Here is a 13,738-nt window from a genome sequence, read left to right as displayed (position 1 = left end):
GACTGCCCGCAACCGTTCACTTTTCAACCGCCACAACCGTTCAGAACTGCACCGCCACCGACATTGATTCCGCTGGAACTCATATTCACGTTGCTCTCGTAGACGGCGCACTCAGTGTGGCACGAGCGCCTCATCCGAAACTCACGTTCAAACCGGACTGCCGTTTGCCCACGATTTGCCCACAAGTGAAGCGACGCTCACCTGATTCATCCAGTGACAGATTTCTCAAGATGCCCGGATCTATAGGCCTCCGACGGCGTGGAGCTGGAGACTGCCGAGGCATCGATTGAATTCAAATCCCACCGTCTCCGCTCCACGAATACCCGGTGAGGCATCTTTCCGCCACTCGAGTGGTGTCGCTGTCGAGCAGGCAGCCGCTTGATCGCGTCGTCAGGGGAGGACTCCGAGGCTGCGCAGGGCCTTGACGGCGAACCAGGCGCCGAAGACGAAGCCGATCACGATGACCAGTACGCGGTTGTGCCTGGTCAGCCAGGCTGAGAGACCGTCGAGCAGGCGCGCCGAGCGGCGGGGGAGACACGCGACCACGAGGATGATCGCCAGGTGCGTGATGTTCGACAGAAGGACGAACGCGACGAACACGGCCACCGATCCGGCCGTTCCCAGCTGCTCGTCCGCGATCGCGCCGATCGCGCTCAGGGTGAAGACCCAGAACTTGGCCCCGATGAGCATGAGGCCGGCGCCGAGCAGGAACGCTCTCCCGGCGCCGATGGTGTCGAGCGCCTGCATCCACTTCGGGGGTGCGGCGTCCGGATCGTCACCTGCGATCAGTTGCTTGAACGCGCCGGCGAGGAAGACCACCGCGATCACGAGCAGCAGTCCCGCCACGAAGGGGCTCGTTCCGCCGCTGGTGCCGCCGTCGCCGTCGGCATCCGGCGTGGCGGCCGGCGCAGCGAAGACGAAGCCGAACAGCACGCCCTGCAGCACGACGACGAGGATCCGGCCGGTCACCCACGCACCCGCGGTGCGCACGCCCCGGGAGCCTCGCACGAGCAGCACGGTGATCATGAGCTGCACCGGCACGATCGCGCCGCCGATGATCAGCGGCACCAGCGTCGTCCACAGGTCCACTAGGGCCCCCTACGGGTTCTTGACGATCTCGAACACGGGTGAGGTGTAGTCGCCGCGCTGCATCGCCTCGCTCGGGCCGTAGAGGCGCAGCACGAGGTAGGTGTTCTCCTCCGGGATCGGCAGGAGATTGCCGTCGGCCGCGTGGGCGTTGACATCGCTGCTGAGGAGCAGGGTGTACCGCCCGTCGGCGTCGGGGGTGAGGGTGCGGTCGCCGCGGCTGTGGCGGTTGAGCGCGTTGTGCGCCATCAGCCGGTTGCCGTAGGCGTACGCCGTGAACGACCAGAACTCGCTCACCTCGGGTGCCGAGAAGCGCGCGCGGTACTCCTTGCCGCCGGAGCCGTTCAGGATGAGGCCGTCCGACCCGGTGTCGATCTTCACGTACACCGACTCCACCGGCGGCAGGCCCCACTGCCCGAGGAAGGTGCCCGCGGCGAAGAGGTCGCGTGCCCCGTGCTGGAGTTCCTCGCGCGTGCCGAGCAGTTCGCCGGCGTTCGTGAGGGTGGGAGCGAGCTCCTCCAGGTGCTTCATCCCGAGTTCCTCGCCGCGCGCCGCCGCCTCGAGCTGCTCGGCCGTGAACTCCGTGCGCCCCGGCTCGAGCCCGATCGCCGCGTACCGCCCGAGCCACTCGACGTCGGCAACGGCCATCGACCCGTCGGCGAGCGAGAAGGCGACCCGCTCCAGCCAGTCGGTGCTGGCCGGATCCGGGAACTCGCGCTGCGTCGCGGGAGGGGTGGGCGTGCCGAGGTGCTGCGAGAGCGTCTCGAGCCGCCACCGGTCCTGAAGGGCGCGCGCCACCTCGAGATCGTCGCCGCCGACGGTCATGATGCGGCCCATGACCTTGATGAGGTTCGACTCGGAGCGGATCACCTCGTCGACCCCGTCGGGCACGTCGCCGTCCCAGGCGCGGGCGGCGAACAGGAAGGTGCCGCCGCGGGTGCCGCGGGTGCGCGATCCGATCATCGCGTTCGTGTAGTGGCCCATGTCCATGGTGTGCAGGATCCAGTAACGACCCTCGTCCGCATCCGGAATCGTCACCACGACGGGTTCGGCCGCCACGTCGAACCAGCCCTGCAGGTGCAGGGTGTCGTTGTTGATGGTGGGATGCGCAGTGTAGGTGTCGTCGGCCAGATCGCGGAGCTTCTGGAACCGGTTCAGCGCACCGCCCGGCGCGATCGTCGTCTCGTAGAGGAATTTGTAGGCCTCGTCGATCGAGTACGCATACAGGTAGGCATCGCGGGCGAGGTCGTCTGAAATGGTCACGAGACCGAGACTGCCACCGCGAGCAGGCCCTCGTCCACCATGGGTGCGCTCGCGGTGTGATGACAGCGAACGGGAGTCCACCGCCTATCGCTCGGCGGATGGAGCCGGTACGGTTGCGGTCAAGCGCTCAGACGATGCACCTCGGGGAGGCGATCAGGATGGTCGATCCGGTCACACGCCGGTCTGCTGATGCGACTCGGCGCACGGTGCTCACCGGAGCGGTCTGGTCGCTGCCGGTGCTCGCGGTCGCGGTCGCCACGCCGTCGGCTTCGGCATCGACGCAGCTCGGCCGGCTGGCCATCGAGACGGTCGGTGGCGGTACCTGGGTCGATCCCGAGTCGGGCTACTACGGAGTGACGGTGCAGCTGCGCAACAATGCCGACTTCGCCACCGCGGAGCCGATCACCTCGGTCGTGCTGACCGTGACGCTCGCACCCGGCGACGTCAGCGATCCTCCGGTGCCCGTCGTCATCGCGAACCAGGGTGGCTCCAGCCCGACGGTCAACCTGCCGACGACGGACCCCACGTGGACGGCCGGCACGGCATTCCCCGACGGCGACGGCGACATCGTCTACACGCTCAGCTACTCCGGGAGCATCGCGGCGCAGACGGGCGTCTGCAACGTCTCGTTCGGCATCCAAGGCCCGGCGTCAGGCCTGGTGTCGCCGCTGACGGGAACGATTGTCGGTGTGGGGACTCCCAGTGATGGGTTCACCCCCTCGCGAACCGGGACCATCTACTGAGCGAGGAGCGCCGTTGATCCGGATCGAGGGCGGCCGTTTCAGTATGGGCTCGGACGAGTACTATCCCGACGAGGCTCCCGTGCACGAGCGCACGATCGAGTCGTTCTGGATCGAGGAGTACGCGGTGACGAACTCCCGCTTCGCCGAGTTCGTGCAGGACACCGGATACGTCACCGTGGCGGAGCGCCCTCTCGACCCGGCCGACTTCCCGGGCGCCTCTCCCGCCGATCTCCTTCCCGGTGGGATGGTGTTCACACAGACCGCGGGCCCGGTCGATCTGTCCGAGTTCCGCCACTGGTGGACTTGGGTGCCCGGGGCGTCGTGGCGCACCCCGCTCGGCCCCGGTTCGTCCTTGGAGGGCCGCGGGGAGCATCCAGTGGTGCAGGTGGCGTTCGAGGATGCCTCGGCGTTCGCGGAGTGGGCCGGTGGTCGTCTGCCGAGCGAGGCCGAGCACGAGTACGCCGCGCTCGGCGGGACGTCGGGGCGGCGATTCGCATGGGGAGACGACCCCTACCCGGACGCCGCGCCCAGGGCGAACACCTGGATCGGGCGCTTCCCCTACGACAACCGCGGACGCTTCGGCGCCGACACCGCTCCGGTGGGCTCGTTCCCCGCCAACGGCTACGGCCTGTTCGACATGATCGGGAACGTGTGGGAGTGGACCGGCGACCACTACTCTCCGCGCCACGTCGTGCCGGGCGTCGTCGTGCCGGATGCCGGTTCACGCGTGAACCTCCTCGGCACCGACGGGCCGGTCCCCGGAGCCCCGGCCCGTCGTGTGCTCAAGGGTGGGTCGTACCTGTGCTCTCCCGACTACTGCCTCCGCTTCCGGCCCGCCGCGCGGTCACCACAGACCGAGGATTCCGCGAGTACGCACATCGGCTTCCGCGTCGCACGTGACGCGTGACCGTCACCCTGGCAGCAGCTCCACGACGACCTTGTGCAGCGTGCCGGTGAACCGGAACGGCACGTCGTAATCGCGCACCACGGGTGTTCCGGTGTCCTCGCCGATGTCGAAGGTCTCGTCGGCGGAGACCCGCACCGGGATGGTGCTGTCGATCCGCCCCTGCGCGACTTCGTCGCCATCGACGAGAAGGGTGGCGGTACCGCCGCTTCCCGGTGCTCCTCCGTCATAGGCGAAATCGAGCACGACCTCGTGATGCCCGGCGGTGAGCGGCTCGGTGGCGGCGACTGTGAACTTGTGCTCGGGGTAGTGCGACCGCGCGTAGGCGAAGGTGGGCCTACCGTCGAGGAGGTAGAGGGCGTTGCCACCGAACCAGCCGCCCTGGCACATCAGTATCCCCACCGCGCCGCCCTCGGGGACGCTCACCGTCGCGGTGACCCGGTAGGAGGTGTTCTTCATGTTCGGGGCCATGCCCTCGGTGATCCGGGTGATGCCGGGGTAGTAGGTGTAGACCGTGCGGCCGGCGTTGTGCACCGGCCGGTTCTCGGGCCGGAGCCGCTCGATGTAGCGGTCGTCGAGGGGCAGCACCTGGTTCTTCGCCGCCTCGCTGAGGAAGAGCTGCCGCAGCTCCTCGAGTTTCTCCGGATGCTCCGCGGCCACGTTCCTCGACTGTGTGAAGTCGTCTTCCAGGTTGTAGAGCTCCCACTCGTACTCGTTGAACGGGTCGTCGTGGGTCTCGCCCATGCCCACCCAGGGCAGCCGCTTCGGCGCCGTGTTTGCCAGCCATCCCTCGTGGTAGATGCCCTGGTTGGCGATGACCTCGAAGTACTGTGTCGTGTGCGTCTCGGGCGCATCCGGGTCGTCGAAGAAGGGCACAAGACTCGTGCCGTTGAGGGCCTGCTGCTCCACACCGTCGATGGAGTCGGGCATCGGGATGCCGGCCGCCTCGAGGATGGTGGGCACGATGTCGGTGATGTGGGTGAACTGGCTGCGCAACCCGCCCCCTCCGCTGATGCGGGCCGGCCATGACACCACAGCCGAGGTGCGCGAACCGCCGAGGTGCGAGGCGATCTTCTTGTCCCACTGGTAGGGCGAGTTCATGGCGTGGGCCCAGCCGTGCGAGAAGTGGTTCTGGAACCACATGCCGCCGAACTCCTCGATGTTCTCCACCATGAAGTCCTCGCGGTCGACCACCCCGTTCACCAGGGTGCCGATCTCGCTCGTGAAGCCGTGACCGGTCGGGTCCTCGGCGCTGGAGCCGTTGTCGCCCTGGATGTAGATGATGAGGGTGTTGTCGAGCTCACCGAGTTCCTCGATGGCATCGACGACCCGGCCGATCTGGTGGTCGCAATGGGCGAGCGCGGCCGCGTAGCACTCCATCTCGCGCGCACACACCCGCTTCATCTCGTCTGAGAGGTCGTCCCAGCGGCGGTAGTGCTCGGGCGTGGGGTTCAGGACCGCGTCGGGCGGGATGACGCCGAGCTCCTTCTGACGCTCATAGGTACGGATGCGCTGCTCGTCCCAGCCGTGGTCGAACTGCCCGGCGAACTTCTCGATCCACTCGCGTGGCGCGTGGTGCGGGGCGTGCGCGGTGCCCGGCGTGTAGTAGGCGAAGAACGGCTTGGCCGGGTCGATGGCCTTCTGGCGGCGCACCCAGGCGATCGCGTGATCGGCCATGTCCTCGTCGAGATGGTAATCGTCCTTGTCGAGGTAGGGCTCGACGGGCGTCGTGCCTTCGAAGACGGCCGGCCGGAACTGGTGCGCGTCTGCACCCAGGAACCCGTAGAAGTACTCGTAGCCGAGACCGGTGGGCCAGAGGGTGAAGGGGCCCGCCGGGGTGGTGAGCCAGTCCGGAACGTTGTGGTTCTTGCCGAACCAGGCCGTGCCGTAGCCGTTCGCGGTGAGGATCTCGCCGATCGTTCCGACGCTCTTCGACACGATGCTGTGGTAACCGGGAAACGGCGTCGAGAACTCCATGATGATGCCCGTGGCCGCCACGTGATGGTTGCGGCCCGTGATCAGCGCCGCCCGTGACGGTGAGCACAGCGCGGTGGTGTGGAAGCGGTTGTACTTCAGGCCCCGCTCAGCGAGCCGGGCATAGGTCGGGGTCGGGATCGGGCCGCCGAACAGCTCCGACGCCCCGAACCCCACGTCGTCGGTCATCACCAGGAGCACGTTGGGCGCGCCGTCCGGGGCCGAGACCTCCCGCGGCCAGTCGATCGGGTCGGAACCCGAGATCGTGGAGTCGATCCTGCCCACCCGCTGATAGGCCGGAATCGGCAACCTCGTGCGATCCGGCCATGTCACACCCTCGTTGTCACCCATGCCTTCTTTCTAGCGTCTAGCTCGCGGGCAGCACAACGATTCGAGTGGAACGCTAGCCGATGATTGAGGTTGCTCCAGGGAGCGGTCACGATGATCCCATGACTGCAGCAGAAACGACCGCCCGTGACCGCTTCAACTCGGTCGACGAGATGCGCGACTCGGTGCTGTTCGACGGTCCGGAGCGGAGCCGCCGGATCTCGCGGTTCTGGCTGCTGCTCATCCTGGCGTCGGTGATCGCCTCCGCCGGGGTCGTCGGCGACTCCACCGCCACCGTCATCGGCGCGATGATCGTCGCCCCGCTGATGACGCCCATCCTCGGCACCATGCTCGCTACGGTCATCGGCGACCGGCGCAATCTCATCCGCTCCCTCGGCTTCGTGATCGCCGGCGCCCTCGCGGCCGTGGCGATCGGATACGTGGTCGGCCTGATCGTCCCGGTCGAGGTGCTCGCATCGACCAACTCCCAGGTCGCGGCCCGCGTCTCGCCTCGCCTCATCGACCTTCTCGCCGCTCTCGCCACCGGGGTCGTCGGATCGGTCGCACTCGTGCGCCGCGACATCTCCGACACCCTCCCGGGAGTCGCCATCGCCATCTCCCTCGTGCCGCCGCTCACCGTCGCCGGCCTCGCCCTCGAGTCGGGCTCGCCCGCCCAATCCGTCGGCGCGGTCCTCCTGTTCACCACCAATGTCGTGGCCATCCTGTGCACGGGCATCATCGTGATGTCGATCTACGGCGTGACGCGCCTGGCTGCCGAGCCCACCGCCGATCGGAAGAAGGCCTCGCTGCGCCGACCGATCATCCTGCTCTCCGTCATGGCCGTGATCGTCGCCATCCCGCTCGCCATCACCAGCATCACCATCGCGACCACCACCATCACCGATCAGCGGATCAGAGACATCAGCGCTTCCTGGGCCGAACCGCACGGCTGGGCCGTCACCGATGTGGTGCGCACGGGCACCGAAATCCACATCGAGGTCGAAGGCCCCCTGCCCGACCCCGACACCGACGACCTCGTCGCCGCCCTTACCGCCGCCGGCGTCGACATTACCCCGATCATCGTCGATCTGACCCCGGTGACGACCGTGCGTCTCTCGGACGAATGACCTCACCAAAGACACCGATTGCCACCGGCCGAGAATCGAACGCATCAGGCGCCGCGGGTCGGCGTTAGAGAACGGACTGAGAGCGCCCACTGATCGAGGTCGAGAACATTCACATCGGTGGGGCATGTCCGGCATGAAGCGCGTTCGCGCGCAGAGTGGGACCACCCGCAAGGAGCTGGTGGAACTCGCTGACCTTTCTCCGTCGATCGTGGGCCGGATCGAGCGGGGCAAGCTGGATCCGACGTGGGGAACCTTGTCGCGGATCCTCGAAGCAACTGGCAACCAGATCAGTGGCGAAACCGTGGTCTCCGCGGGAGACCCGACCGCCATCGCCGCAGCGAAGACCGTGCTCGAGTCCGTACTCACACCGACGGATGATTCGCCGACCTCTACCGGCTGACCCTCGCGGTTTCGCCGGAGGAGGCAGCGGCTGTCTTCGATCGGGGTGCCCTGGATCCTCGAATCGCCGACGCGGTCCGGCTAGGTCGGGACCATCTCGTCGAACTTCTGACCGACTCGTCCCTGGTGGCGAGCATGGTCGCCGATGCCTGGGGCGATCCCTCGCGTGAACTAGACTTCCGCGTCGCGATCGATAACTGGCGCCGGCGTTTCGAGGTTCCTCGTTCCTGATCGGGGCGAGCCCGACTCGAAGACGCTCTTACAAAGGGACGATGGGCAGCGTCACGCTCGACGATTGGTCCCCGTAGTCGACGGTGCCGGTGACCGAGCCCGAGGCGCCGAAGTCGCTGTTGAGCACTGAGACGTTGACCTCGGTGGAGGACCCACCGGCAGCGATGTCCTGGTCGTAGCGCAGGGTGAGCACGTCGGTGCCGAAGCCGCTCAGGATCGTCCACTGCGATGCCATGGCGTACATGTAGAACGTCGGGGACACGGTGACCACAAGGAGTACGCCGCTCTCGATGACCTGGGTGCCGGTGTTCCAGAGCCGGTAGAACACGGAGCCGTTCGGGTTGGTGAAGGGTTCGGGTGCTTGGCGGAGCTCGAACGCGAGCGTCGTGCTTGCAGCCGCTGCCGGAGCAGCCGCCGCGAGGGCGACCACGGGCACCCCCCACGCTGCTGCGAGAACAGACCTGCGTTCGATGGGTGTCGACATGGTTTCCCCTCCATGGTGGGCGGTCGTCGCACACCCAGGGCGAAGATAACAGGAGGACCGCGCTCGGGCGAGGGCGGCGACCACCCCAATCCGCGGGGTTCCGACCGCTGTCGCCCCGTCAACTAGCCCGCCACGTACTCCTGTCGGACCGCGCCTCGAGTGGCTAGTTCGATGTACCCGAAGTCACGGTCGGAGTTGAGGATGACGGCGTCGTTGACGACCGCATAGGCGGCGATGAGGCAGTCGAACGCCGCGGCCGCGCGTACCAGCCCGGATTCCCAGAGCGCCTGTTGCACACCCAGCGCGTGGTTCTCGTCGGGGTGCTCCCATGCCGGCAACAGTTGCTCCATGTCGGCCCGGAGCTCGTGGTACTCCTCCGGGTTCCGCGCCGAATGGCAGTACTCGAGGATTTGAGGCGGGCAGGTGATGATCAGGTGATTGGGCGAGAGTTCCCGGAGTCTCGTCGCGATCGCTTCGCTCGTGGAGGCCTTCTGCCAGATGCTGTTGTCGACGAGATAAGTTGTCACCGGTCGGTTGTCGCAGTCGAGGGCGAGATGGTCGGAGCGTCGATCTGGTTGGGCTCGAACTCGCGGGCGATGATCCGCTCGACCGCCGCGGGTTGGCGGCGCACGGCGATGAGGGTGCGCAGTGCAAGATCCACCGTCTCGCGATTGGAGGTCGTGCCGGCGAGTTCCTTCGCTTGGCGCAGCCCATTCGGATCGATGTCGATCGATGTGACGGCCATGATGTCTCCTTCGGCTATATAGATCATTATATAGCCGATCTCGTGGATGCGTCAGTCAGCACAAGCCCGCACGGTGGCGAGGATGCCCGCGGCGACGGCGTCGGGCTGCTCGAGGGCGCCGAAGTGCCCGCCGGCGTCGGGCTCGATCCACACCCGCAGGTCGGGGAACCGCCGTCGGGCCCAGCGCTCCGACACCCACGGCGCCTCGTCGGGGAACATGATGCCCCCGGTGGGGACGGTGACCGGCGACGGATGCGGGTCGTCGAGCACCGCGCTCACGGCCCCGATGCTCTCCCGGTAGAGCCGTGCCGAACCGCCGGCGGTGCGCGTGAACCAGTAGATCGACGCGGCGTCGAGGATGTCGGTGGCCGTCACTCCCGGTGAGCCCGACCACTGCCGGTACTTCTCGCCCAGCCACGCCAGAAGGCCCGCGGGCGAGTCGGTCAGCCCGTACGCGACCGTCTGCGGCCGGGTCGCGTGCATCGCCGAGTAGGCGCCGCCGTCGGTGCCGCGCTCCCGCATCTTCGCGATCGCCGCGCTCTCGGCGGGAGTGAGATCGTCGAGGGTCGCCGGGTCGGGGGCGACGAGGGGTGGGATGAGGGCGAGACCGCGAACTCGCGACGGATGCCGCCGCCCGAGCTCGGTCGAGACGCTCGTGCCCCAGTCGCTCCCGGCGGCGAAGAAGCGGTCGACGCCCAGGGCGGTCATGAGCTCGCTCCAGGCGTCGGCGATGCGCTCGATCCCCCATCCCGACTCCGCGGGGATCTCGCTGAAGCCGTACCCCGGCAGTGACGGCACCACGACCGTCATCGCATCGGCGGGGTCGGCCCCGTGACGAGCGGGATCCGCCAGCCGCCGGGCGACCCGCAGGTACTCGGCGAAGGTGCCCGGCCAGCCGTGCGTCAGCACGATGGCGGGCGCGGCGTCCGAGGCCGCGGTGTCGGCGCCCTCCGCGCGAAGGACGACCGCGTGAAGACGGATGCCGTCCACCTCGACCAGAACCTGGGGATGCGCGTTGAAGAAGGCCTCCCGGGCCCGCCAGTCATAGCCCGAGAGCCAGAACTCCACCATCTCCTGCAGCCACGCGACCGGAACCCCGGCCGTCCATCCGGGGTCGACCTCACGCGGCGGCCATCGCGTGGCCTCGAGGCGGTGCCGCAGCTCGTCGAGCTCGGCGTCGGTCACAGCGATCCGAAAGGGCTGCACCCTCGAATTCTCGCACCTGGACGGCCTCGCGGGCAGAGGGACGCACGCTCGCACCCGATAGGGTGGTGGGCATGACGGGGGTCGCGGCGATATTGCTCATCGTGGGCGCGGCCGTCGTGCTGGGCGCGCTCGTCGTGCTCCACCTCGCCCCCACGGGCCTCAACCCGCTGCGCGACCCCGTGAGCCAGTACGGCATCACCCGCTTCAAGCGCGGCTACGCCACGGCCGCGTGGGGTGCGACGCTCGGCGGCATCGGGGGCGGCCTGCTCATCACCACGGTGCACGGCAGCCCCACCGTGGGCGCGGTGCTGGTGTGGGTGTTCGCGGTGGCCCGGTTCCTCATCCCGTTCGCCCCCATGGATGCGCCGCACCAGCCCCGCACGAGCACGGGTCGGCTGCATAACATCCTCGCCATCGTCGCGTTCGCCACCGTGACGGCGGGCGCGTTCCTCGGCGCCGGCGACCTCCACGACGCGGGCTTCGAGGCGATCGCGACCTTCTCCACCGTCGCCGCCATCGTGATGGCGATCGGGTCGGCCGGGTCGATCCTCGGTTTCTTCACCGCGTTCTCGCGCCTACCCGGCGTGTTCGAGCGGCTCATCTACCTGGGCTTCATCGCCTGGTTCGGCGTGCTCGGCATCGCGTTCGTCTGAGCCGAACTGAGCCGTTCCGATCGGCGGCACGGCGACCGGATGCGCGCCTGTCGTCAGTTGCGCGCCACCAGCCAGGAGTACGGGTCGACCGGAGTGCCCTCCACGTGCACCTCGAGGTGCAGATGCGCCCCCGTCGACGTGCCCGTATTGCCCACCGAGCCGATCTGCTGACCCGGCAGCACCGCATCCCCCACCGACACCACGGGCGACCCGGTGAGCATGTGCCCATACCAGCTGCTCACGTTCTGTCCGTCGATCACGTGGTCGATCACCACGTACACGCCGAGCCCGCCGCCGTCGGTGCGCTGCACCGTGCTCACCACGCCGGCCGCGATCGCGCCGATCGGCTTGCCCTGACCCGGCGTGAGGTCGAGCCCCTTGTGGTTCGTGCTGCCGATGCCACCGGGCGACGACCGCGGGCCGAACCCGCTCGAGATGGGCACCCCCACGGGGAACGGCCACTGCACCGCGCTGCCCGTGTCGTTCGTGTAGGTGGCCGCCGTGCGGAAGCCGAGCGCCGCCGCCCGCTGGGCCGCGAGCGCCGCGCGCTCCGCCGCGCGGGCGGCCTCGAGCTCTTCGGGGGTGGTGGCGTCGTAGCCGTCGCGCAGCACCGACGCGCTGGGTCCGGATGCGGTGAGCAGCTCCTGGGGCGGCAGGGCCTCGGCCGCGAGCTGGGCCGGCGCGGGCGACGAGGTGACCGGCAGCGCCGCCGCCGAGAGCGAGGTCGCCGTGACGAGCAGCGTGGCGAACGAGAACGCGACCACCGGGCGCATCCGGGGCCGTGCGAGCGACACCCGCCGTCGAGACACCCGCTCGCGGCCGGCCTGTCTCTCGGCCTCGCGCAAGGCGCGCCGGGACGGCGGTGGTGCGAGCGGAGCGGGTGGAACGGAAGCTGTCACGGAGATTCGATGCCTGAGGTGCGGGCGGACGGGGACGAGGTCACCCACGCTAGGCGCGCTTCATAGGGAACGACTGAGTGCCTCATCGGATGCCCACAGCTGAGGGGTGCGTCGCCCCGCCGACCAGGAGTAGAACTGGGACATGAGCGATGCGATCTCGCCGAAGGACTTCAGGGCCGCCGAGGGCACCGACGACTGGCGGGTGGTCGGCGACGGGGCCCGCGCCTGGTTCGACGCGGGCGACTTCGCGCGCGGTGCGGCGCTCGTCTCGGCGATCGCGGGCCTCGCGGATGCGGCGGGGCACCACCCCGACGTCGACCTGCGCTACTCCGGGGTGGCCGTGCGGCTCATCAGTCACGACGTGGGCGACATCAGTCACCGCGACCTCGCGCTGGCCCGCGACATCTCGGCAGCCGCGCGCGAGCTCGGCGCGACCGCCCGGCCCGAGCTCGTGCAGAGTCTCCAGATCGCCATCGACGCCGTCGACGTGCCCGCGGTGCGCGCCTTCTGGGAGGCAGTGCTCGGCTACTCCCCGGTGGAGGATGCCGATCTCACCGACCCCCGCGCATCCGGGCCCAACGTCTGGATCCAGCAGATCGACGCCGCCAGGCCCGAGCGCAACACCCTCCACGTCGACCTCTACGTGCCCCGCGACGTCGTCGAGAAGCGGCTGGCTGCGGCGCTCGCCGCGGGCGGGCGGGTGGTGAACGACGTGAACGCGCCGGAGTGGTGGACCCTCGCCGATCCGGAGGGCAACGAGGTCGATCTCGCGCCGTGGCGCGACGACAGCCCGTGGGCGGCCTAACGGCCGTCTCGGGTGCACGACGAGAGAAGGACGATGATGGACAGATTCACCAGCCGCGGCGGACTCACCCTCCCCGCCGTCGGGTTCGGCACCTACCGGATGAACGGCGAGACCGGCATCGCGGGACTCGTGAGCGCCCTCGATGCGGGCTACCGGCTGCTCGACTCGGCCGCCCGCTACGACAACGAGGCGACGGTGGGCGAGGCCGTGCGGCGCTCGGGGGTGCCGCGTGACGAGGTGATCGTCACCTCGAAGCTTCCGGGTGCCTACCATCGTCACGACCTCGCCACGGCGATGATCGAGGAGAGCCTGCTGCGCACCGGCCTCGATCACCTCGATCTGTACCTCATCCACTGGCCGAACCCCAGCGCCGATCTCTACGTGGAGGCCTGGTCAGCCCTTATCGAAGCCCGGGAACGCGGTCTCGTGCGGGCGATCGGGGTGTCGAACTTCCTCCCCGAACACCTGGAGAGGCTGCGCCACGAGACCGGGGTGGTGCCCGAGGTGAACCAGATCGAGATGCACCCCTACTTTCCGCAGGCCGAGCAGCGGGCCTATCACGAGCGCGAGGGCATCGTCACCGAGGCGTGGAGCCCGCTCGGCCGGCCCGTGGAGAACTCGCCCGAGATGCTCGACGATCCGGTCATCGGCGGGGTGGCGGCGGCGCACGGCGTGACCCCGGCCCAGGTGGTGCTGCGGTGGGTCGTGCAGTCCGGAGCCATCCCCTTGCCGAAGGCCGCGTCGCGCCGGCGGCAGGAGGAGAACATCGACCTGTTCGGGTTCGCGCTCCACGACGAGGAGTTCGACGCGATCACCGCACTCGGCCGGCCCGATGGCCGCACCTACGACCAGGATCCCGCCCGGCACGAAGAGTACTGAGAGTCGCCGATTG

General features: G+C 68.7%; 15 protein-coding genes. 7 read left to right on the top strand and 8 right to left on the bottom strand.

What is annotated here, in order from left to right; all coding sequences use genetic code 11:
• Positions 1-390: 390 nt before the first annotated feature.
• On the bottom strand, positions 391-1,089 hold the full coding sequence (locus N1031_RS15870; RefSeq protein WP_259480715.1) for a GAP family protein: 699 nt from the start codon (positions 1,087-1,089) through the stop codon (positions 391-393).
• Between the two features lie 9 nt (positions 1,090-1,098).
• Complete coding sequence (locus N1031_RS15865) at positions 1,099-2,349, bottom strand: DUF1254 domain-containing protein (protein WP_259480714.1); 1,251 nt, start codon at positions 2,347-2,349, stop codon at positions 1,099-1,101.
• A 158-nt stretch (positions 2,350-2,507) separates the two neighbouring features.
• Here N1031_RS15865 and N1031_RS15860 point away from each other — a divergent pair, with 158 nt between their 5' ends.
• Together N1031_RS15860 and N1031_RS15855 are read left to right on the top strand one after the other, a co-directional pair.
• Positions 2,508-3,092: a hypothetical protein gene (locus N1031_RS15860; RefSeq protein WP_259480713.1), complete on the top strand. Its 585-nt coding sequence runs from the start codon at positions 2,508-2,510 to the stop codon at positions 3,090-3,092.
• A 13-nt stretch (positions 3,093-3,105) separates the two neighbouring features.
• A complete protein-coding gene (locus tag N1031_RS15855; protein WP_259480712.1) occupies positions 3,106-3,999 on the top strand; it encodes a formylglycine-generating enzyme family protein in 894 nt (297 codons plus the stop codon).
• Positions 4,000-4,002: 3 nt separating this feature from the next.
• On the opposite strand, the gene N1031_RS15850 is transcribed toward N1031_RS15855, so the two are convergent.
• Positions 4,003-6,321, bottom strand: a complete 2,319-nt coding sequence (locus tag N1031_RS15850; RefSeq protein WP_259480711.1) for an arylsulfatase — start codon at positions 6,319-6,321, stop codon at positions 4,003-4,005.
• Between the two features lie 98 nt (positions 6,322-6,419).
• Between N1031_RS15850 and N1031_RS15845 the strand changes: the two genes are divergently transcribed.
• The gene (locus tag N1031_RS15845) at positions 6,420-7,424 is read left to right on the top strand and encodes a DUF389 domain-containing protein (RefSeq protein WP_259480710.1); all 1,005 of its coding nucleotides are present in this window, start codon (positions 6,420-6,422) and stop codon (positions 7,422-7,424) included.
• A 124-nt stretch (positions 7,425-7,548) separates the two neighbouring features.
• A complete protein-coding gene (locus N1031_RS15840) occupies positions 7,549-7,824 on the top strand; it encodes a helix-turn-helix domain-containing protein (protein WP_259480707.1) in 276 nt (91 codons plus the stop codon).
• A gap of 258 nt (positions 7,825-8,082) precedes the next feature.
• Here N1031_RS15840 and N1031_RS15835 read toward each other — a convergent pair whose 3' ends face one another.
• The 4 genes from N1031_RS15835 to N1031_RS15820 all read right to left on the bottom strand — a co-directional run bounded on the left by N1031_RS15835 (position 8,083) and on the right by N1031_RS15820 (position 10,489).
• Complete coding sequence (locus N1031_RS15835; protein WP_259480705.1) at positions 8,083-8,538, bottom strand: hypothetical protein; 456 nt, start codon at positions 8,536-8,538, stop codon at positions 8,083-8,085.
• A gap of 122 nt (positions 8,539-8,660) precedes the next feature.
• Positions 8,661-9,065 carry a PIN domain-containing protein gene (locus N1031_RS15830; protein ID WP_259480703.1) on the bottom strand — a complete coding sequence of 135 codons (405 nt, stop codon included), beginning with the start codon at positions 9,063-9,065 and terminating at the stop codon, positions 8,661-8,663.
• Positions 9,062-9,283: a type II toxin-antitoxin system VapB family antitoxin gene (locus N1031_RS15825; RefSeq protein WP_259480702.1), complete on the bottom strand. Its 222-nt coding sequence runs from the start codon at positions 9,281-9,283 to the stop codon at positions 9,062-9,064. The genes N1031_RS15830 and N1031_RS15825 overlap by 4 nt, the downstream gene beginning before the upstream one ends.
• A 51-nt stretch (positions 9,284-9,334) precedes the next feature.
• Entirely contained in the window at positions 9,335-10,489 is a 1,155-nt protein-coding gene (locus N1031_RS15820; protein ID WP_259480701.1) for an epoxide hydrolase family protein, read from the bottom strand.
• A gap of 71 nt (positions 10,490-10,560) precedes the next feature.
• Between N1031_RS15820 and N1031_RS15815 the strand changes: the two genes are divergently transcribed.
• Positions 10,561-11,142 carry a DUF998 domain-containing protein gene (locus N1031_RS15815; RefSeq protein ID WP_259480699.1) on the top strand — a complete coding sequence of 194 codons (582 nt, stop codon included), beginning with the start codon at positions 10,561-10,563 and terminating at the stop codon, positions 11,140-11,142.
• 53 nt (positions 11,143-11,195) lie between these two features.
• On the opposite strand, the gene N1031_RS15810 is transcribed toward N1031_RS15815, so the two are convergent.
• A complete protein-coding gene (locus N1031_RS15810) occupies positions 11,196-12,041 on the bottom strand; it encodes a M23 family metallopeptidase (RefSeq protein WP_259480697.1) in 846 nt (281 codons plus the stop codon).
• A 142-nt stretch (positions 12,042-12,183) separates the two neighbouring features.
• On the opposite strand from N1031_RS15810, the gene N1031_RS15805 reads away from it, so the two are divergent.
• Both N1031_RS15805 and N1031_RS15800 read left to right on the top strand, forming a co-directional pair.
• Positions 12,184-12,846 carry a 4a-hydroxytetrahydrobiopterin dehydratase gene (locus N1031_RS15805; RefSeq protein ID WP_259480696.1) on the top strand — a complete coding sequence of 221 codons (663 nt, stop codon included), beginning with the start codon at positions 12,184-12,186 and terminating at the stop codon, positions 12,844-12,846.
• A 36-nt stretch (positions 12,847-12,882) separates the two neighbouring features.
• Positions 12,883-13,725 (top strand): aldo/keto reductase, encoded by an 843-nt coding sequence (locus N1031_RS15800; RefSeq protein WP_259480695.1) that lies wholly within the window; start codon positions 12,883-12,885, stop codon positions 13,723-13,725.
• Positions 13,726-13,738: the final 13 nt, after the last annotated feature.

This window comes from Herbiconiux moechotypicola, assembly GCF_024979255.1.
Taxonomy (GTDB): domain Bacteria; phylum Actinomycetota; class Actinomycetes; order Actinomycetales; family Microbacteriaceae; genus Herbiconiux; species Herbiconiux moechotypicola.
The sequence above is the reverse complement of the archived record's forward strand: the minus strand, read 5'-3'. Positions and strand labels throughout refer to the sequence as shown.